The organism is Lysinibacillus sp. BS3 (genome assembly GCF_039614735.1).
Lineage (GTDB): Bacteria > Bacillota > Bacilli > Bacillales_A > Planococcaceae > Lysinibacillus > Lysinibacillus capsici.
Window position 1 is genome coordinate 3077522 of record NZ_CP154860.1, and the last position, 20577, is coordinate 3098098.

The window sequence follows — 20577 nt, forward strand, 5'->3', positions numbered from 1 at the left end:
CAACAGGGCGAGATTAGCGTGATGAAGTAGCTGCTTTGGGTTGAATACTATTCCTTGTGCTTTTAAACCATTGATAAAAGAGAATATACACAAGAAGGATTTCAATAGCATCTCCACCGTAGTACATGATCTTAGCACCTAGTTCTGCCTCAGTGGATGGTACATGATGAGGCGGATTTGCAAAAATAAATTTTGCCAATATGGCATGAGCAGCCAATGCTACTACTAATGTAAGGGATCGAAAAACATAAGAGTATGAATGTGGAGTAGGATCAATATAAATAAAGGCAATAGTAAACAAATAACCCGCTAGAAAAATATGGAGATGAATGAATACATACAATAGTATATGTTCATGCATCAAATTGAAAAGTGAGGTTGTATAGAGTAACCATAGGCCTCCTACATTTAGAATAGATGCAATAATTGGATGACGAATAAAACGAACATACGGATTTTTTAGTAGTCGAGAGAGAATACGTGCCCTGTTTACTGGTAAGGTTCTTAACAGCAGAGTCATTGGTGCTGCTAAAGCCATAAGTAATGGTGCCAGCATGCCAAGCAATAAATGTCCTATCATATGTGCGTCAAAATGAATATGACTAAGAGCAGCCAATGGGCCGATTAATGTAATCAGAGCACAGACATTTCCAACAATCCAACAGATAGTACGGAAATGAGGCCATTGTTTTTTATGTTGATTCGAAATAATAACAGCGAGGATATAGCCTATAAGAGCTAGAACAAATGGCAAGGCCAGTAGAAGCTGAACCATAATAGGAAAGTTTTGAGCATGAACATCGTGAGAATGCAAGATGCGCCACCTCCTATTGATCTTTTTGATTTGTTTGGAGCAGTAAGACAATACCGATAATTATTAATAGCGCCGCCAATATGTTCCAAACGATATCATAGGGAAGTATTTCAACATTGTAACGAATTTGGTGAAGTTTCATGAATTTATGTTGTATAATTCCATCGTAAAGCTGAAATGAGCCTGCTCCAAGAAAAATACCGCCTAGCCATCTTTTTAGCCAAAACCCATGTTTTCTATTTAGATCAGCCAATAAAAAAGCAGATCCAATGGTAGCAAAAAAGCTGAATGCATGAAATAAACCATCTGAAACTAGTCCAATAGCTGCTGTAGACTTATCATAGAAATGATGCCAGTGTAATAATTGGTGAAAAATCACCTCATCTATAAATGCAACAACCCCAAGCCCAAATAAAATCCCAGTCCACATGTTACGCTGCTTATATTGAAAGCGATTTTCATGCTGATGTTTTTGTTCTTCATACATATTGGTCATATCCAATCCTATCACCTCAAGCTGATTTTCTTTTAGTCTACCCCTGAGATGAGCTCTTAAACAAATATCCCTCAAAACAGTCGTTTGTCAGAGGGAAGTAAGGATGATTGCCAGCTATTATAGTAAGAACCAGCAGGACTGTAAAAGAATTTGAAATGATGCTTCTCAGCTAATGCACGGCTTTTTGATTCTTCTTCAAAACCAATTGCCATCACCTGTGTACCAAATTTATTGCGTATGTGGACAAGCTGTTGCATCATATCGAGTGACCATTTATCTTTTCCTACCACAGGATACGAAAAATCCTCCCACATAATAAAATCAATATATGGTGCTGTATAATCGGCGAGTGTTTGAAATCCCCAATTTTGAGCAACAGATATATTTGGATGTCGTTTTTTGATTTGTTGGATAAAAGATAACATGGCTTCATTTTGCCACTTTTGTTCATCTTCAGGTAAATAGGAATTGATATTACCAACCGTATCTAAAAACACACCGTCTAAGCCTTTCTGAACAATTTGCTGCTCTATTTCTGCTAGCAAAATGTCTTGATAGTGCGTAGAAGTCAAATCCATTAAAAAAGAATCCCATTTGGCAAAATACATTCTTTCACCCTGTTTGTCTCGATAAAAATCTTCTTCCTTTAATTGTTGATAGAGTGCTGTATTCCATTTGTCTGCTTCCATCACATTAATATAGCCGTACACTAAAGTACCGCTTTTTTGAGCATTGACGATATACTTTTGCTGCATTTCAAGAGGTTCTACAATCACTAAATCTAACTTCGTCATGCTCTTGCCAATGGCATCGTTGCCTTTATCTAAGTAGTATGTGTAATCTTTCACATCAGCAAGCTTTGCTTGAATATTTATGGAAGAAGAGACTGAATTTTTAGCAAGCAGCATCCACATACTACCTGCGATAAGCAGGGCTAATAAGAGTATCAATAATTTTTTCATAAGTACTCCTTTTTGAAGGATTTTCCTTCCATTATACAATAATAGGAACTAGGTTACCTTTGGTAAATGGGCAATGGCTCAACGGTGAATCGCCCTTTTACATATATTGAATAATGTAAAAGGAGGGTTTGTGTGTATAATAATCCATTTAGAGAAGATAATTTTAGAAGACCTGGTGGTTGGGGAGGTTATAATGATTTTGAAACAACGTCATTTGGGCCAACTCATTTCGGCCCCCCTCCCGCAGGACAAATGCCAATGAGTACACCACCAGGTTTTTCACCACCAATTCCTGCTTGGCGAGAAGGTTCTAGTGGTATACGCTCCTGTTTATTTAGAAATACGTATATTTGGATGAATAGTGGTAGAAGTTTTTGGTTTTTCCCAACAGCTGTAGGAAGGGAAATCATTGCTGGCTTTAGATGGAGTCGAAGATATGGCTGGTATTTCCGTACCATTTCTAGAAACCAAATTCGTTCCTATGAATGTTTTAGATAGACTTAGCTCAAGGTATGGAGTTTTATTTTTAAAAAAATGATGTTACAATGACGATAACGATGAATGAAGGGAAGATGGGTGGCTAATGAATAACTAATCTTAATTTTTGTATAGGAAATTTTATATTTCACGAACAACAAAAATAGGATTAGTCTGCCCATTTTTCATAATAATTGCTTTATATTCGCAAACCACTGCCGATATTTAGCTACTCCAAAGCTTGTTTTCACAATAATTTTGGAGCTTATTTGTGTATGATATTGTAGCGACTAATCCTTCCAAATGAATTGGAGGGATTTTTTTGTCCCTCCAACTGGAGAGGATGGATAGTATGAAGGAACTTTTAAAATTACAGGATGTACGTTATGAAATAAAGGATATGTTGTTATTTGAGCATGTGACAGGCACAGTAAAAAAAGGCGAAGTCATCGGCATTATAGGGAGGAATGGTGCTGGGAAATCGACATTATTACAATTGATTCAAGGTACATTATCACCAACTATGGGAGTAATTCAGGGAGCACAGGCTTTAAAAATTACATTTGTTGAACAGGAGCTAGCTCATTTTGACAAACTAGAAGTATCCGCAAGAGAAGCTGATCTGCTGGCTAAGTGGCAGGTACCTAATGTGTCATTTGCAGCGTTAAGTGGGGGTGAAAAGCTGAAAATGCGTCTTGCAGAAGGTTTTTCCCAGAATGCTCAAATTTTATTACTTGATGAACCAACGAATCATTTAGATGAACGAAGTACCGCATTCCTCATCAGACAAGTACAAAACTATAAGGGGACAATCATCGTGGTATCACATGATCGCTATTTTTTAGATAAGGTTGCCACAAAAATCTGGTCTATTGAGGAAAAAAGCCTGATTGAACATGATGGCAATTATACAAGCTACATGGCTGATAGGGAACACCGACGATTAACACAGCAACGTGCCTACGAGAAGCAGCAAAAAAACATTGAACGAATTGAGGCTCAAATGTCGGAACTGACGTCTTGGTCACAAAAGGGCCACGCCCAGTCAACAAAACTGGAAGGTTTTAAGGAGTACCATCGTGTGAAAGCAAAGCGTTTAGATTCTCAGGTGAAATCTAAGAAAAAGCGATTAGAGGCTGAACTTGCGAAGACAAGAGTGGAAGCAGTGGAGCCAGAAGCAGAGATTCGTTTTTCTTTAGGCACGAATCAACGAGTTGGCAAGCGCTTACTGGAAATCAAGCATTTATCTTTAAAATTTGGTGAACGCATACTATTTAACGATGTGAATATTACGGCTCAATTTGGAGATAAGATAGCTATAACAGGAAAGAATGGAAGTGGGAAAACAAGCTTTTTAAAAGTTCTTTTAGGCAAGCTAGAAGCTGAGGGTGAAGTATGGGTATCACCAGCTGCAAACATTGGTTATCTGACACAGGAAGTATTTGATTTACCACTTGATCAGACACCAGAGCAATATTTTTATCAAGAGACATTTGAAGAGCGTGCTAAAGTGCGCAACTTGATGAAGAATTTAGGGTTTACACTGACACATTGGACATCTCCCATAGGCAAAATGAGTATGGGAGAACGCGTAAAGTGTAAGCTGATGGCTTATATTTTAGAGGATAAAAATGTTCTTATTTTAGATGAGCCGACAAACCATCTTGATCTACCTTCTCGTGAGCAGTTAGAGCATACTCTTACTCAATATAATGGAACATTGCTTGTCGTTTCACATGATCGATACTTTCTAGAAAAAGTCACGAACAGTGTTTGGGAGCTTCACGGTCAGCACATCAAGAAAAAGTGGACAGAAGTCACACCGAATAAAGTGGATGATACAGCGGCTCTCCGTTTAAAGCTTGAAACGGAAAGACAAGAGATTTTAGGCAAACTGAGCTTTCTAACAGTAAAAGATAAGGACTACACCATGCTTGATCAGAAGTTTAATGAGCTGACGAAGCGCATCAATGAACTTCGATAGCTGAAGCGTTTAAGTTAACCTTTTTCAGGGGAAAATATGGAGAGAAGGCATTTCTTAAATGGGGGTTAACATGTTGAAAAAGGTAGTATTTCTCTTTTTATTGTTAAGCATTTGTAGCTTAAGTGCTTGTGCTGAACGAAATAAGAATGCACAAGAACATGAGATTGAAACAAGTACATCTGTAGCACTGTCTAATAATGATCAAATTGATACGGTTCAAGCAACTGAAGCTCTTCAACAAATAAAGGAGCAGATACATTTCAATGTTCCAATAAAAATGCCAACAACGTTACCTATTGCAGAGGGTACATTTTTATCAGCTACAGCAAGAACACAGGGCGACCAGGTTGAAGTTATTTTTTATGAGAGCAAAGAGAATATGCCAATTAACGATATTCGATTAAAGAAATCAGCGACTGTTATTGGAAGATTGCTGGTCAAGAAATATAAAAGTGTGGAAGGTGCAAGCACACAGATAGCATTTGATAATTTTAATCAAAATGGCGGGCAAGAGGTTGATCTTGGTTACAATATAAAAGGTTATCAAGATGCAGGCGCTGGTTCATTATGGACTGGTTGGAACGAAGGGCGATGGGCAATTGCCACTCATACACGAACTGATAATCCTGATGCAGGTGTCAAACTTGCTAAGCAGGCAGTAGCGTATTTAGAAAACCACATGCTGCCTATTCCAAGGCAATATGGCATGGCTCAGCTAGATGTCTATCAATCAGGTAATTTAATTGTGTGGCAGGATGAAAAGCTTGTTTACACACTGGATTCAATCAAAGATCCTTTAAAAGCACTAGCAATTGCTACAGCCTTTTATCAATAATAGAAATCCTAGAGTAATGCTGCTCTAGGATTTTTTGTATTATTTTACTTTATACTATTCAGCATTTTTTGGTATTCGCTGAATCTTTGCTGCCATTCATCCATTGGGAAATATTGATGGTCAACGCCATTTAGTAGATCTTTTAACATATCAAGACAAATATGCCATCCTGCTAAATCCTTCGGTGTATGCTCTGTCAGATTTTGAAGTGTCTCCACTAATACCAATAAAGAACCCTTTTCAGTAGAAAATAATTCAAATCTCACCGTATCTGTTCCCCAACCAAATCCTAATACTTCTTTCTCAACATAATCTGTGATGGTTATTTCCTCAAAATTACCTGTTCCATCATTCATATTAAAATGTATTTTCCCGTTCTTACGTAGCTCAATGATTTCTAAATTACTCATCCATTTTTGTAGGTTTTCATTGTTAGTCATAGCGGCCCAAACGGCATCTATTGAATATAGTAATGGCCGTTTGAATGTAGCAATATGGTAATTTGATTGTTTTTCAATAGTAGCTAGCACAGACATCCTCCTAATGATAAATTGCTTGAAAAAGTCTAGTGATGCCTAGTTCAATTTCATGCTTTTGTAAATGACCATAGCCAATAATCAATCTGTTATTATATTTTCCCTTTTTAATTGTATGATCCTCTACTGGGTAAACCTTTACACCAAATTGTTCTATTTTCACTAATAAGTTTCGGGTAAAATCAATCTTCTCAAATTCTGCAACTAAGTGCATACCTGTAGAATAGCCAAATATTTTTATGTTATGTGAAAAAGTGGATTGTAAACATTGAATCAGAAAATCACGTTGGCTTTTATAGAACTTCTTCATTTTTGTGATATGTCTTTCCATATAGCCCTCCTGTATAAAGCGAGAAAGGATAAGCTGGTCTAAGGAAGGTGTATGTAAGTCCGTAAACCATTTTAATTGACGGCATTTTTCAGTAAGCTGTGTTGGAAGGATAATGTATCCTATTCTTAATGCGGGAGAGAGAATTTTACTAAAAGAACCGATGTAGAGAACTAGCTCTGGATCTAGGCCCTGTAAAGAGCTAACAGGTGGCCCTTCGTAGCGAAACTCACTATCATAATCATCTTCTATTAAAAAGCAATGATTCTTTCTAGCATACTCAATTAATTGAATTCTACGCTGAATAGGTAAGGTACTTCCTAAAGGAAATTGATGAGAGGGAGTTAGAAAGACAAGTTTAGGATCTATATTATCTGGTAATAGGCTTGTTTTCATCCCGAAATCATCTACTGGTACCGGATAAATGGTAGCACCAGAAGCTTTAAAGATAGTTTGAATATCATTCGTTATAGGATCTTCCATAATAGCAATATCATTAGATGACAGCAATAATCTCGACACAAGCATCATTGCCTGTGTCGCACCAGATGTAATAATAATTTGCTCTGGATGACATTCAACGCCCCTTGTCCTTAATAAGTAGTGGGCAAGAGTACGCCTTAATTCTATGCGCCCCTCTGGAACCCCGTATCCTAATATGGAGGACTCACTATCGTGCCATAGCTGGTTACTTATCCTCGCCCAAGTTTTACGAGGAAACAAGTCGAGTGCTGGAATACCCGAGCGTAAGTTTACAACCTCTTTCCCTACTATTGGATCTCCTGCTTTATTTGTAATAAGAGGTTTGGTCTGTTGTGGTAACAATGTGCCTTCTGCAACAAATGTACCAGCTCCTCTTCGTGCAATTAAAAATCCTTCGGCAAGTAACTGATCATAAGCTTCTAATATGACATTTCTTGATACTTTTAATTCTACTGAAAGCTCTCGTGTTGATACTAATTTTTCTCCTGCCTGAAGTTGTCCACTTAAAATTTTTTCCCGTATTTGCTGATAGATTTGACGATTTAAAGGAATATCTAATGCTCGATCTATAGGTATCCATAACATTTTACATACCTCCGATTTGAAAGTGGTACCTTTAAAATCACTTTAAAGTGGTTCTACAGTTACCAATTTTATCATGATAAAGTACTTACCAATACCGAAGAGGGGGAATAAATATGAAGAAAACAGAAGAATTAGTGATTCAGGCCTTAAAAGCCGCGGCACGAGACGAGCGCTTGAAATATGCGGTGCAGCAATCAACAGAGCTCTACCCATTATTATGGAAAGCAGCAAAAAGGTATGTAACAGGAGAAAAAAGAGAGGATGCCATCGCTGCTGCACGTAATTATCTTAATGACAATTATAATATCTCCATTGAATATATTGGGGAAAATACAACCAATTTAAGGGATTGTCAAAGAGCAAAGGATGAGCTTTTACAAGTAATTGAGGAAATGGGGATTTTATCTTTGAAGCAAACAGTATCTTTCGATTTATCTCATATAGGTCTTTCTATTAATGCTGAGATAGCTTATAAGCATCTTGAAGAGCTTACACAAAAAGCTCAGCAGTATGGAATAACTTTGATGATAAGTATGGAAGAATCCTCTAAGACTAATGATATTATCACTCTTTACAAAAAAATAGCAACGGAGTATACAAATGTTGGAATTACATTGCAAGTGCATCTTTATCGTACAAAGTTAGATTTACAAGAACTTATGCAATATCCAGGGAAAATAAGACTTGTTAAAGGGGCTTTTCAAGAGTCTGTCGATATAGCCATGATCAGATCAGAAGAACTGAACAAGCATTATCTTGATTATGTTGATCAGTTAGTAAATGCGAATCATCCGTTATCAATCGCTACACATGATGAAATGCTTATTCAAGAGATAGAGCGACGTCAATATCTTGATAACTCAAATGTTGAAGTTGAGATGCTTTATGGTGTACGCCCTACATTACTCAATGAATTAAGAAGGAAAGATTATCGTTGTAGAGTATATTTAACGTATGGAAATGAGTGGTACTTATATCTTTGCCACCGAATTGCTGAAAACCCTGAAAACCTATATTTAGCAGTAACCGATATTATTAATGAATCCATGGAACGAGTAGTATAGAAAAATGAATAGGTGGATCTGGAGTAGTGGGAAAGTTATTGTGGCGATGAGTATCGTTGGTAGTTCAGTTGTTGCGGGCAAATTGGTTGTTCAAAGTTTTCCAATTTTCTTAGCTAATGAACTAAGATTTCTTGTGGCTGCAATTATTTTGATTCCTTTGTGGATAAAGATAGAGGGATTTTCAACATTAAACAGAAAAGAGTTAGTAGCGATTTTTTTACAAGCGTTATTAGGAGTGTTTTTATTTAATCTATTAATGCTCCATGGTCTTTCAAAAACGACTGCTATGGAAGCTGGTATTATTACTGGTACTCTGCCAGTCTGCACGGCATTCCTATCCTATTTTATTTTGAAGGAGAAATTAACGAGGAATGTGGGTATTAGCATACTCCTTGCCGTAGTGGGAGCTATCTTTATGAACATTGCTAACTATTCTGCTACTAACCATTATTCAACTTCATTATTAGGCAATCTATTCATTATAGGGGCAGTATTCTGCGAATCTTTATTTATCATCATTGGTAAGTTAATTTCTTATCGTATGAGTGCTCTTACAGTCTCAACTATGGTTAGCTTATTTGGCGTCATATTATTTTTCCCATTTGCTGTAGCTGAAAGCAGATATTTTGAATTTAAAGAAATATCAGTTGCAGAGTGGGGATTAGTATTGTATTTCGGCATTGTTGTAACCGTCATAGCGTTTCTTTTGATGCAACAGGGTCTTGCAGTAATTTCAGCATCTTGGCAGGTGTACTTACTAGCTTATTGCCAATTAGTAGTATGATTTTATCTTCTATTCTATTGGATGAAAAAATAACTAATCTTCAGGTCTGTGGTTTTTTCTTAATTATAGCTGCCATCTATTTACTGTCAAAGCAGAAAGGGATACAGAACTAGTGATTTATAAAAAGTTAATTATCGGATAATATTGTGAAAAAAGGAGAGGTGAAGATGACACATCAACAAGCATTGGAACATTATATCCAAGCAACAAATACCCATGATTTTAATCAAGTAAAGGCTATTTTGCATCCACAAGCAATTTATTGGTTCTCTGATAAAACATGCACAACAACAGAGGAGATTGAGGCTTATTTCAAGCATGCATGGAATGTCATTAAAGAAGAGGTTTATTCAGCTACTGATGTAAAATGGTTAACCGTTGATGAAACGACGGCTACCTGTCTTTATACATATCACTATGAAGGCTATCATAACGAAAAGTTTGTATCAGGTAGCGGTAGAGCAACTAATATTTTTACATTAGTTAAGGATCAATGGAAGGTAATTCATGAGCATTTGAGTAGTGGTCATTAAATTATTTTCAATGTAACTTGAACAAGCAACAATATAATAATCAATGTTAGTAGTGTTTTGGCTATTTTTAATGGAATGTATGGGAGCACTATAAGACCTAATTGGGAGCCTATAATGGAGCCAATTGCCATAGCAATTGCATAGTGCCATTGAATAAAGCCAGTGTGATAAAACACAATAAATGCTCCTGTACAGCTCCCGAAGAGGAGTACTCGAGTGAGCTGTACAGCCTTTATGTAAGTATGATGAGTACGTAGATAGTGTAAGATGCTAAATGTCGAAGAGCCAGGGCCGAAACCACCATCATACATAGCGATGAAAAATGGTTGCCAAAAATGAGGTGCTTGATGTTCTAGCGAATCAGAAACTTCCGTCCACGCCTTATTTTTTAAAGTTACGACTAAAGCCAAAAGAAGTAGTACACAGGCCATATAGTTCATAGTTTGCTCAGACAGCGAAACCGCTAAAAGTGAGCCGCAAATCCCCCCAACAATAGCAAGAGCTATATATTTGATGATAGATGTGAGATGTAGCTCCTTCTGATAGAGTAGATAAAAAATACTGGATAAAGACGAAATGCCTGTCGAAAATTTGTTTGTGGCAATACTTGTTTGAATAGGGATACCGACAAGCATCATGGCAGGAAGTGTAATTAGTCCACCACCTCCCGCAAGTGTACCAATAAAAGCAGCTACCATTCCGATACATATGAGTGTTAAAGAAATGTTTGTATAGAAAAGTCCAACTAAGCTAAGTAGTACAAATAATAACAGCATGATCATTTTATTCATAAGCTTCTCCCTTTCTTTTATTAGCTTTAGGGTAAATGGTGTTAATGTATAAATCTAATATATAATTTTTAGTGATTTATAAATTTAATTTATATTAATGGAGGCTGACAGAATGAGGTTGCTTCAATCGGAGGAAGAGCTGAAGAACTTAATTGCATCTGATGACTGGATGATGAGCATTTTATCCACAGTAGAAAACTTGCAACTACCAGATTGGTGGATATGCGCAGGAATTATTCGCTCAAAGGTATGGGATTACCTTCACAATAAGGAGGAAAGAACACCAATTGCTGATATTGATGTGATATATTTTGATAAAGAAAATTTAGCAGAAGAAGTAGAGAAGCAGTATGAGCAAGAACTGAGAAAGTTATCTCCAAACGAGCCTTGGTCCGTGAAAAATCAAGCACGAATGCATGTCCTAAATGGTAGTAAACCATATCAGTCTGCTGTTGATGGAATCTCTCATTTCCCAGAAATCCCAACGGCAATTGGAGTAAAATTATCAGATGGGGTACTAGAGATTGCAGCACCGTACGGTATTCATCTTTTAGGAGCAGGCATAGTAGAGCCAACATCGTTTTACCTAGAAAATAAGTATGCCTATGCGATTTATCGTCAAAGAATACAGCAAAAACAATGGCATTTATGTTGGCCAGAATTGAAAATTCATCTTCAATAAAAAAAGAAAGAGGGGGAACAATTGCAACAAGATAAAACCTATGTCATTAAACACTATATAAAATCTTTAGATTGGATAGATAATTTACGAGGGTTATCTGAGGCACAATGGCGTATGCCCATTGAACCTGGGAAATGGTCGGTTGCAGAGGTAATTGGGCATCTTCCTCCATGGGACAAGTTTGTGCAAAATTACCGAATTCCTTTTCTCTTTACAGATGAGCGTCTGCCGAAAGGGCCAGATGTAGCACATTTGAATACGATGGCAGCTAAGAAAAGCCGTGAACAAACAATGGAGGAAACATTGAATGATTTTATTTCCACAAGGCGTCAATTATTGCAGGATATTCAGCAATGGACAGATGAGCAATGGCAACAGTCATTTAAAATTGGGCAGTCAGAAATGACTATAATCGACTATTTTGTAGGATTAATCAATCATGATTTACATCATTTTTCACAGATTCAGAATGTTATACATGTATAGGAGTTAGCATATGGATATCAAGTATTTAATTGATTACTTTGCACATGCTTCTGTAAAATTTACAGATGTTTTTACTAAAAAAATGGAGCCAGGTGAAGTAGATGCTGGTAGAACAACAGCTCCAGAAAAGTGTGGTTTAGTAGTGCCACTTGCAGGGAGTGCGATCTTTAGCTTTAATGGAACCCCCTATATGATGGAGCCAGGAATGATTGCCCATGCTGGCCCCCAGATGCCGATAGAAGTGAGAGCGACTGGCCATAAAGGTTGGGAGTATGCAGTTGTTCATTACAGCCTACCTACAGAAGAAATAAATCTATATCCACTAGCCGAGCAACATTTTCTAATCAATACAGGCTTTAACACACAAATTATTAGCCATGTTCAGCAATTAGTAGAAAGCTATTCCTTTCCTGGTAATATGGCTGTATTCAAGTCTAAGACATTATTTATGAATTTGTTGGAAGATATCCTTGTAGCGGCAAAAATGCAGGTTTTAGATAGTGCCAGCGAATTAATGGAACAGGCATTACAGTATATACATGAAAATTATGCACAGCAAATCTCAGTATCAAATATCTCGATGGAATTGGGCATTGAGCGTCGTCGTTTTGCTTATTTATTTGAGCAGCATACAGGTATGAATCCAAGTACATATATAACAGAATACCGTATACGACGTGCGAAAGACTTACTAGAATATGGTGGAATACCTGTAGCTGAAATTGCGGAATGTGTTGGATATGTAGATTGTTTTTATTTTAGCAGAGTATTTAAAAAGTGTACGGGTTTATCTCCCTCAGCCTATCGCAAGTTAAAAATAGAGGAAGCCAGATATGTATAATTGACTGTTTCTTATAAAAAAGAAGCAGTTTTTTTATTGCTTAAATCGGCAAAAATCCATGTCATTTTCGAAATCGTCCATTCACAATCTTTTTTCACTTTGTTAGGATAGTATCCGTAAATGATAATGAGTATCAATTATATATTGACTTATATATGAAAACGATTATCATTATCAATATGAGCTCGTTAGGGGAGAATATCTATGAATAAATATTTTAAAATGTGTGCACCAGCACTATTAGCATTATCACTGGCTGCATGTGGAACAGACAAAGCTGAGGAAGCAACATCAACAGCTAATACAGCAGAGACAAGTGCAACAGAATCACAGACAGAGCAAGCTAAATCAACGCAGACCATCACGTACTTAGGCGAGCAATATGAGCTACCAGCCGAAGTAAAGAACATTGTCGCTGCCAGTCTTGAATCAATGGAAGATGCGGCAATGCTTGGTATTAAGCCAGTAGGTGTTCTAGAAGTAGGTGGAAAAGTTCCTGCCTATCTAGCAACAAATTTTGAAGGAGCTACACTTGTAGGAAATAAAATGGAGCCAAATGCAGAAGCCATTCTTAATCTGGATCCTGATGTAATTGTGGGTACTTCGAAATTCCCTGAAGAAACGGCTGAAAAGCTCAACAAAATTCAAACAATGATTCCATACTCACATATTTCAACAAATTGGAAAGAAAATTTAACATTGCTTGCACAATTAGCTGGGAAGGAAGAGGATGCAAAGAAAATCATCTCTGACTATGAAGCCAAAGTTGCTGATGCCCAAGTAAAATCCAAGGAGCAATTAGCAGATAAGCAAGTATTAATCATCCGTGTTCGTGGTGGAGTGATGTACATCTATCCAGCAGGCGTTTATTTAAACCCTGTTCTATATGAAGATTTAGGAGCACCTGTACCAGAAGTTGTTACAACAGCTAAGGCGCAAGCGGAACTATCACTTGAAACATTAGCACAAGTAAATCCAGATGTGATTTTCCTGCAATTCGAGGATTCCGAGAATAAGGATACGCCAAAAGCTTTAGAGGAGCTACAAAAGAATCCAATTTTCACTAGCTTAAAGGCAACACAAAATAATCAAGTTTTCGTCAACACAATTGAGCCATTAGCACAAGGTGGTACTGCTTGGTCTAAGGTGAAATTCTTAGATGCTGCGGCTGAAAAATTATTTAAATAGTATAAACAGGCTGGTAGTAGATTTGGTGGTATCACCGGGCTATTACCAGCCTTTTGTAAGATGTGGCATTTTTCATTGCAGGCAGTTGTTAAGGGTATACACTTAAGTGATTGATATTGTGTACCGCAAAATGGATAAAGAAAAAGGTGTGAAAGTTGAAAAAAACAAACATAGTGTCGTTTTCAATATTAGCGATATCTCCTTTCCTTATTGCCCTTGTGGCACTTATTTCTGTTATGTATGGGACAAAAGATATTAGTGCCATTACAGTATGGCAGTCGATGACAGCATTTGATCCATCGGATGTCGATCATCAAATTATAAGAACAGGCCGTATTCCAAGAGTTGCCGCGGTATTACTAGTTGGAGCATTTTTAGCAGTTGCCGGTGCAGTCATGCAGGGGATTACACGAAACTATTTAGCCTCGCCTTCATTAATGGGTGTCAATGATGGCTCTGCATTTGTCATTACATTAGCCATTGTTTTTTTTCCAGGGCTACCAAACTATCAAATGATTTTATTATCGATGCTTGGTTCTGCATTGGGAGCTGGTATTGTCTTTGGTTTTGGCTCGTTAATCCGCAATGGCTTATCTCCAGTAAGGCTAGCCATAATTGGAACGGTCATTGGCACATTTTTAAGTAGTATTGCTACTGCTATTGCGATGTATTTCCAAGTATCACAAACAGTAAGTGCTTGGTATAACACAAAGGTACATATGGTAAATATGGATATGCTGATTCTTTCTATTCCATTTGGTTTAACTGGGTTGATCTTGGCTTTATTATCGGCAAAAGCGATTACCATTACTTCATTAGGTGAAGATATTGCCATGGGGCTAGGACAGAAAACAAAAGCAGTACGTATTATTAGCATGCTAGCTGTCGTATGTTTGACAGGGACAGCGGTTGCCCTTGTAGGGAAAATCGCCTTTGTAGGGTTAGTCATACCACATATTACACGCTTCCTTGTTGGTGTTGATTATCGCTATATAATTCCTTGTGCAGCTGTCATTGGAGCCTTTTTCTTAGCGCTTTGTGATGTCCTGAGCCGCGTTGTCAATTATCCATTTGAAACGCCAATTGGTGTCTTAACCGCATTGGTCGGTGTACCATTCTTCTTATATTTAGTTCGTAAGCACGGAGGTGAAAAACGTGCGTAAAAAAACCTCAAGTGTATTCTTTTTAACCATGCTGATGCTTGTTTTAATGATTTTAGTTGCGAGCTATTTACATATTACAAATGGTGTTTTTGATATGTCTGTAATGGATGTTATCAAAACATTGCTGCGGATCGAGTCAAATTCAAAGTTTGATCTTGTTATATTTGAATTCCGTTTACCTCGGATTGTCATTGCTGGACTTGTCGGTATTGGCTTAGGTATGGCAGGAGTTGTATTACAGGGGATTACACGCAATGGACTAGCAGATCCAGGAATATTAGGGATTAATGCTGGAGCTGGTGCAGCAGTCGTACTATTCATGTACTTCTTTCAAGTAAAGCTAGTGAGTGCAGATATGAACAGCTGGATGTCAATTTTAATGATGCCACTATTCGGTTTTATCGGTGGAACAATTGCAGCTATCCTGATTTTTTCATTTGCTTTAAAAAATGGTCATCTGGATATGCAGCGATTAATCTTAACTGGTATAGCTATTAATAGTGGATTTGGAGCTTTGTCCTTGTTCCTATCCTTAAAAATGAGTGCACAAGATTTTGAATCAGCGGCTATTTGGATGGCAGGTTCAATTTATAATGCGAATTGGATCTTTGCGCTTACGATGCTACCTTGGCTTTTGATTTTAGGAATATATGTGCATAGAAAATCATATTTACTCGATTATTTTCAGCTTGAAGAGGATAGCATCACAAGTTTAGGAATAGCTGTTGAAAAGGAGAAAATGAAGCTGTTACTAGCCAGTGTAGGTCTTGTCAGTGCTTGTGTGTCCGTATCAGGGAGTATTGGATTCATAGGTTTAATGGCCCCACACATTGCCAAGCAGCTTGTTGGTATTCAGCACCGTTATGTTATGCCAGTGAGTGCTTTAATTGGTGCAGGTCTGTTAATCCTCGCTGATTTTATTGGTAAAACCGTTTTTGCACCATCGGAACTGGCTGTAGGTATTGTTGTTTCAATTATTGGGATTCCGTATTTCTTGTATTTACTGGTGAAATCTAAGGCATAGGAGGAAATGGCGTGCAAACTGCATTTAGAATGGAAAATTTGGCTTCAGGTTATGAGCAGGTACGTGTCTTTGAAGGGTTAAATTTAACGATAGAAGAGGGCAAAGTGACTACAATCATCGGTCCAAATGGTTGTGGTAAATCTACACTCCTTAAAACAATAGGACGTATTTTAAAAAAACAACAAGGTACGGTATATTTGCAGGAGCAAAATATGCAAAATTTATCGACCAAAGATATTGCCAAGAAACTAGCAATATTATCTCAAACACCGATAGCTCCTGGTCAATTGAAAGTGGAGGAGTTAATTGCGTATGGTCGCTATCCACATCGCAACAATGTCAATCGTTTAACGAATAAGGATGAGGAAATGATTGAATGGGCTTTAACAGTTACTAATACGATGGAATATCGAAATAGGGAGCTTGCCCAGCTTTCAGGAGGTCAGCGTCAGCGTGTTTGGCTAGCTATGGCCTTAGCACAAGAAACAAATATCTTGCTATTGGATGAACCTACTACTTATTTAGATATGGCGCATCAGCTAGAGGTATTGGACATTGTTAAAAGTTTAAATGAGCACCACAGCTGTACAGTAGTGATGGTTCTACATGATATTAACCACGCGGCCAGATATTCAGATCATCTTATTGCAATGCGTAAGGGTACTATTATGCAAACTGGCACGCCACAGGAAATTTTAAGTGCTGAGGTAATGCGTAAAGTATTTAATATTGATGCACGCATTATGGAAGATCCTGTAACCAACACACCTGTATGTTATGGCTATGAAATTTTGAAGGAGGATATCTAATGAATACAACTAAAGTAGACTACATTACACAACATATGACTTCAAAATTGACAAATTATTTGTACACGATTAATATCTATGTGCCAGAGGAGGAAGCGCCACAAGATGGCTTTCCAGTTTTGTATGTACTTGATGGCTCATCCTATTTTAACCTTGTAAAGGAAGCGGTGCGTCTACAAAGTCGTAATGCACCAAAAACAGGTATCCTTCCAGCTATTGTTATTGGAATTGGTCATGGCGACGATATGCGTGAAAGAAGATTTTATGATTTTACAGCACCTGCGGAGTCTTATATTTATCCAGCAAGATTTAAAGGAAAAGGTCATGAGAAGCTTGGAGGAGCAGTGGATTTTAGTCGCTTTATAGAAGAAGAGCTAAAGCCGACGATTGAGGCACAATATCCAGTAAATCAAGCACAGCAAGCTTTATTTGGTCATTCCCTAGGAGGTTACTTTGCACTGTGGCAACTATTTCACCACCAATCCAGCTTCCAGCGCTATCTAGCTATTAGCCCCTCCATTTGGTGGAATGAGCATGAATTAGTGCAGTGTGCTTCAGTATTTCTGAACGAGCATCAAGATATGAACGAAACTTTGTTTTTGAGCGCTGGTGAACTTGAAACCTTTATGGTGGATGATGCGCGCCAAATGGCGACAGTATTAGAAAAAATAATGAATGTTGAATTTTATGAGGCTTTAAACGAAAATCATGCTTCGATCGTACCAACTGTTATGAGTAGAGCCATACGTTTTATGCATAAATCACATTAATAGTAGACCGCATTGTCTTTTGATAATGCGGTTTCTTTTTTATTTATTAATAAAATTAACGAATGATACGCATAATAAAGGAAATTTGGTCATCTGTCTGGGATAAATGGAGGCGCTGTATGCAAAATAAAATTTTAAGAAACCCAGTATTTCTTATTTCAAGTGGAGCAATTTTTCTTTTGGTCATTATCGGAGCAACGATACCAGAAAAATTTAAGAACGTAGCAAACAGCGTATTTCATATGACAACGGATTATTTTGGCTGGTTTTATTTAATGTCAGTCTTTATTATCGTTATTTTTTTATTTGGCTTGGCAATTAGCAAATATGGTACCATTCGCCTTGGATCGGAAGATGGTCGCCCTGAGTTTAGTTTTCTAACTTGGATTTCCATGCTCTTTTCAGCTGGACTTGGTGTCGGTTTGGTCTTCTGGGGAGTAGCTGAGCCAATGAGTCATTATTTTTCACCACCCTTCAGTGACACAAAACCGCTATCAACGGATGCAGCCCGACTGGCGATGGGATATTCATTCTTTCATTGGGGATTAAGCCAGTGGTCTGTTTATGCCATATTGGGCCTTGTTATGGCCTTTGTACAATTCAATAAAAAAAGAAATATGCTCATCTCCACTGCTTTAGAGCCTGTCACTGGAACAAATCGAGTCGTTAAAGGAACGATCGATATTCTTGCAGTAATTGCTACCGTCATGGGGGTAGCAACGTCTATAGGGCTAGGCGTATTACAAACAAATGGAGGTTTGACATTTGTCTTTGGTTTGCCAGATACATTTATCTTGCAAGTGGCCATTATTCTTATCATGTTTATTGGCTATATGTTATCAGCCACAACAGGTCTACAAAAAGGGATGAAGATTCTGAGTAATGTCAATATGACTTTAGCAATCGTCTTACTCTTATTTGTTTTTATTACAGGCCCAACAATCTTTATACTTGAAACCTTTACATTAGCTATTGGTGATTATATTTCAAATTTTATTCAATATAGTTTAAGGATGCAGCCATATGTTGGTGGAACTTGGGTGAAGGATTGGACAATCTTTTACTGGGCATGGGCGATTGCTTGGTCACCATTTGTAGGCTCCTTTATAGCTCGTGTATCCAAAGGCAGGACTATACGAGAATTTATTATAGGTGTATTAATTATTCCGCCCCTCATTGCCTGCTTTTGGATCGCGACCTTTGGAGGAACTGCGATGTGGTTTGATTTACATCAAGATGCACAAATCGCTCAATCTGTTCATAATGATGTAACGGTTGCTCTTTTCCAGCTTTTTGAACACTTACCACTTTCAATGATTGCATCCACAATTGGAATACTTTTAATCATAATATTTTTAATTACCTCTGCTGATTCCGCCACCTTTATTATGGCAAGTATGACGACAAAAGGATCTTTAAATCCCACCATTTTATCAAAGTTTGTATGGGGTGTTTTGATGGCAGCTATTTCAGGTGTTTTATTGTATACAGGAGGTCTTGAAGCATTACAAACGGCCTCGTTAATTGCTGCATTACCCTTTACAGTGGTGTTACTTTTATTAATGATTTCTTATATTAAGATGATGAAGGAAGAGATTATTCCTCTTAAGAAAAAGGATATCCAACGTTTGAAAATAGCGAGAAAGCATATTGAAAAGGAAGCAAAAGTGAAAGACAAACATACTAAGTAGTAGGCCGTATTCGAAATAATACGGTTTCTTTTTGTTTTAATATGCACTATTATGAATAAAAAACGATAAGAGGTGGTTTAGGATGGAAATTGTTTTAGCACAGAGCAAGGATGCCCCAGTTATACATCAGGTGATGCTACAGGCGTTTCAAGAATATGAAAAAGCTACTCCACCATCCAGTGCACTAAGTGAAACGGTGGATTCTATTGAGCAGGCAATGCAGCAAAGTGAACAAGCGTTTATTGGCTATATCGAAAAACAGCCAGTTGCCATGGTAAGGTTTACCCTCAGTACAAAGGGAATTTATTTTTTTAGACTTTCAGTTATCCCAGAAAGACAGGGACAAGGTTTAGCTAAAACACTAATTTCTTGGCTTGAACAATATACACTATCGAAGGGGATTACAATTAGTCAGTGCAAAGTACGTATGAGTGTTCCACGTAATATTGAGTTATATCGTTCTTTAGGTTATGTTGTAACGAAAGAGGAAATGGTGAAGAATCGTAATGGTAACTCTCTAGTAATAGCAACAATGGAAAAGAGACTTTCCAATGAGGAGGAGTTTAATTGAGAAAAAAGGTCGCCTGCTTGCATGCTCATTATTCCAATATACAATACATTGAGCAGGCTTTTCAAAGCGCTGAAGACATAGAGATACTCCATTTTGTAGACCCTGGCGTGATACAGCACGTGTCTAAAGGTAGTGATGGTTTAGCACGTAAAGTTAAGGAGCAAATTGAATGGATGATTAGCTGTGATGTGGATGCCATTTTAATAACGTGTACAAATTATATTGCTTTATTAGAGGATGAAACTTTGTTCGATCCCTCGATCCCTATCATAAAGATAGATGAGCCCTATTTTGAAAGTATATGTAAGCAACAGCCTCAATTTATTCTTTTTACAAATCCTGCAACTGTCGAAGGAACGATGGCAAGACTTCACCAATATGCTAAGCATCAAGGAGTATCAGTAGATGTAGAGGGAAAAATTATTGAGCATACATTTAATCTCATTATGCAGGGGAAAAAGGAAGCCTATGATGATGCTATTTTAAGGGCTTTACATAATTTGTCAGCTGAAGAAAAATCCATATCAGTTGCCCAGCTATCGATGGTGGATGCAGCACAACGATTTGAAGATCACACGGCGATTACAATTCTCCATCCATTAAAGTCATTAGTTGATATTGTAAAGAGTACGATAAAATGATAGTTTCATAATTTACAGAATTATCTGTAACAATCTGGT

At 37.4% G+C, this 20577-nt stretch carries 22 protein-coding genes and 1 pseudogene; 17 read left to right on the forward strand and 6 right to left on the reverse strand.

Annotated elements, in window-relative coordinates; genetic code table 11:
• Positions 1–13: 13 nt before the first annotated feature.
• The 3 genes from AAJG31_RS15170 to AAJG31_RS15180 all read right to left on the reverse strand — a co-directional run bounded on the left by AAJG31_RS15170 (position 14) and on the right by AAJG31_RS15180 (position 2272).
• The gene (locus tag AAJG31_RS15170; protein WP_115673128.1) at positions 14–814 is read right to left on the reverse strand and encodes a cytochrome c oxidase assembly protein; all 801 of its coding nucleotides are present in this window, start codon (positions 812–814) and stop codon (positions 14–16) included.
• Between the two features lie 13 nt (positions 815–827).
• Positions 828–1310: a DUF2243 domain-containing protein gene (locus tag AAJG31_RS15175; RefSeq protein ID WP_196333044.1), complete on the reverse strand. Its 483-nt coding sequence runs from the start codon at positions 1308–1310 to the stop codon at positions 828–830.
• 71 nt (positions 1311–1381) lie between these two features.
• Entirely contained in the window at positions 1382–2272 is an 891-nt protein-coding gene (locus tag AAJG31_RS15180; protein ID WP_054549665.1) for an endo alpha-1,4 polygalactosaminidase, read from the reverse strand.
• Positions 2273–2404: 132 nt separating this feature from the next.
• On the opposite strand from AAJG31_RS15180, the gene AAJG31_RS15185 reads away from it, so the two are divergent.
• The 3 genes from AAJG31_RS15185 to AAJG31_RS15195 all read left to right on the forward strand — a co-directional run bounded on the left by AAJG31_RS15185 (position 2405) and on the right by AAJG31_RS15195 (position 5568).
• Complete coding sequence (locus AAJG31_RS15185; RefSeq protein ID WP_054549664.1) at positions 2405–2770, forward strand: hypothetical protein; 366 nt, start codon at positions 2405–2407, stop codon at positions 2768–2770.
• A gap of 331 nt (positions 2771–3101) precedes the next feature.
• Positions 3102–4733, forward strand: a complete 1632-nt coding sequence (abc-f, locus tag AAJG31_RS15190; RefSeq protein ID WP_257961876.1) for a ribosomal protection-like ABC-F family protein — start codon at positions 3102–3104, stop codon at positions 4731–4733.
• A 70-nt stretch (positions 4734–4803) separates the two neighbouring features.
• A complete protein-coding gene (locus tag AAJG31_RS15195) occupies positions 4804–5568 on the forward strand; it encodes a hypothetical protein (RefSeq protein ID WP_231595682.1) in 765 nt (254 codons plus the stop codon).
• A 44-nt stretch (positions 5569–5612) separates the two neighbouring features.
• Here the strand turns inward: AAJG31_RS15195 and AAJG31_RS15200 are convergent, their stop codons facing one another.
• Entirely contained in the window at positions 5613–6104 is a 492-nt protein-coding gene (locus AAJG31_RS15200; RefSeq protein ID WP_233436270.1) for an SRPBCC family protein, read from the reverse strand.
• A gap of 4 nt (positions 6105–6108) precedes the next feature.
• On the reverse strand, positions 6109–7500 hold the full coding sequence (locus AAJG31_RS15205) for a PLP-dependent aminotransferase family protein (protein ID WP_279493353.1): 1392 nt from the start codon (positions 7498–7500) through the stop codon (positions 6109–6111).
• A gap of 113 nt (positions 7501–7613) precedes the next feature.
• On the opposite strand from AAJG31_RS15205, the gene AAJG31_RS15210 reads away from it, so the two are divergent.
• The 3 genes and pseudogenes from AAJG31_RS15210 to AAJG31_RS15220 all read left to right on the forward strand — a co-directional run bounded on the left by AAJG31_RS15210 (position 7614) and on the right by AAJG31_RS15220 (position 9881).
• Positions 7614–8564, forward strand: coding sequence for a proline dehydrogenase family protein (locus AAJG31_RS15210; protein ID WP_279493351.1), 951 nt, complete (start codon positions 7614–7616; stop codon positions 8562–8564).
• Between the two features lie 46 nt (positions 8565–8610).
• A pseudogene (locus AAJG31_RS15215) lies at positions 8611–9461 on the forward strand (DMT family transporter).
• Between the two features lie 54 nt (positions 9462–9515).
• Positions 9516–9881, forward strand: a complete 366-nt coding sequence (locus tag AAJG31_RS15220) for a nuclear transport factor 2 family protein (RefSeq protein WP_048394078.1) — start codon at positions 9516–9518, stop codon at positions 9879–9881.
• Here AAJG31_RS15220 and AAJG31_RS15225 read toward each other — a convergent pair.
• The gene (locus tag AAJG31_RS15225; RefSeq protein WP_279493348.1) at positions 9878–10672 is read right to left on the reverse strand and encodes a sulfite exporter TauE/SafE family protein; all 795 of its coding nucleotides are present in this window, start codon (positions 10670–10672) and stop codon (positions 9878–9880) included. The genes AAJG31_RS15220 and AAJG31_RS15225 overlap by 4 nt on opposite strands.
• A gap of 112 nt (positions 10673–10784) precedes the next feature.
• On the opposite strand from AAJG31_RS15225, the gene AAJG31_RS15230 reads away from it, so the two are divergent.
• The 11 genes from AAJG31_RS15230 to AAJG31_RS15280 all read left to right on the forward strand — a co-directional run bounded on the left by AAJG31_RS15230 (position 10785) and on the right by AAJG31_RS15280 (position 20538).
• Positions 10785–11354, forward strand: coding sequence for a nucleotidyltransferase family protein (locus AAJG31_RS15230; protein WP_048394081.1), 570 nt, complete (start codon positions 10785–10787; stop codon positions 11352–11354).
• Positions 11355–11375: 21 nt separating this feature from the next.
• Positions 11376–11840 carry a DinB family protein gene (locus AAJG31_RS15235; protein ID WP_103118936.1) on the forward strand — a complete coding sequence of 155 codons (465 nt, stop codon included), beginning with the start codon at positions 11376–11378 and terminating at the stop codon, positions 11838–11840.
• A gap of 10 nt (positions 11841–11850) precedes the next feature.
• Positions 11851–12681, forward strand: coding sequence for an AraC family transcriptional regulator (locus tag AAJG31_RS15240; RefSeq protein WP_048394085.1), 831 nt, complete (start codon positions 11851–11853; stop codon positions 12679–12681).
• Between the two features lie 204 nt (positions 12682–12885).
• Positions 12886–13869: an ABC transporter substrate-binding protein gene (locus tag AAJG31_RS15245; protein ID WP_279493347.1), complete on the forward strand. Its 984-nt coding sequence runs from the start codon at positions 12886–12888 to the stop codon at positions 13867–13869.
• 155 nt (positions 13870–14024) lie between these two features.
• The gene (locus tag AAJG31_RS15250; protein ID WP_009370610.1) at positions 14025–15032 is read left to right on the forward strand and encodes an iron ABC transporter permease; all 1008 of its coding nucleotides are present in this window, start codon (positions 14025–14027) and stop codon (positions 15030–15032) included.
• 28 nt (positions 15033–15060) lie between these two features.
• A complete protein-coding gene (locus AAJG31_RS15255; protein WP_016993066.1) occupies positions 15061–16056 on the forward strand; it encodes an iron ABC transporter permease in 996 nt (331 codons plus the stop codon).
• 29 nt (positions 16057–16085) lie between these two features.
• A complete protein-coding gene (locus AAJG31_RS15260) occupies positions 16086–16865 on the forward strand; it encodes an ABC transporter ATP-binding protein (RefSeq protein ID WP_066038038.1) in 780 nt (259 codons plus the stop codon).
• Positions 16865–17635 carry an alpha/beta hydrolase-fold protein gene (locus tag AAJG31_RS15265; RefSeq protein ID WP_112116804.1) on the forward strand — a complete coding sequence of 257 codons (771 nt, stop codon included), beginning with the start codon at positions 16865–16867 and terminating at the stop codon, positions 17633–17635. Before AAJG31_RS15260 ends, AAJG31_RS15265 begins: the two co-directional genes overlap by 1 nt.
• A gap of 119 nt (positions 17636–17754) precedes the next feature.
• Positions 17755–19326, forward strand: a complete 1572-nt coding sequence (locus AAJG31_RS15270) for a BCCT family transporter (protein WP_048394092.1) — start codon at positions 17755–17757, stop codon at positions 19324–19326.
• Positions 19327–19408: 82 nt separating this feature from the next.
• Positions 19409–19897, forward strand: coding sequence for a GNAT family N-acetyltransferase (locus tag AAJG31_RS15275; protein WP_048394093.1), 489 nt, complete (start codon positions 19409–19411; stop codon positions 19895–19897).
• On the forward strand, positions 19894–20538 hold the full coding sequence (locus AAJG31_RS15280) for a hypothetical protein (protein ID WP_131520935.1): 645 nt from the start codon (positions 19894–19896) through the stop codon (positions 20536–20538). Before AAJG31_RS15275 ends, AAJG31_RS15280 begins: the two co-directional genes overlap by 4 nt.
• Positions 20539–20577: the final 39 nt, after the last annotated feature.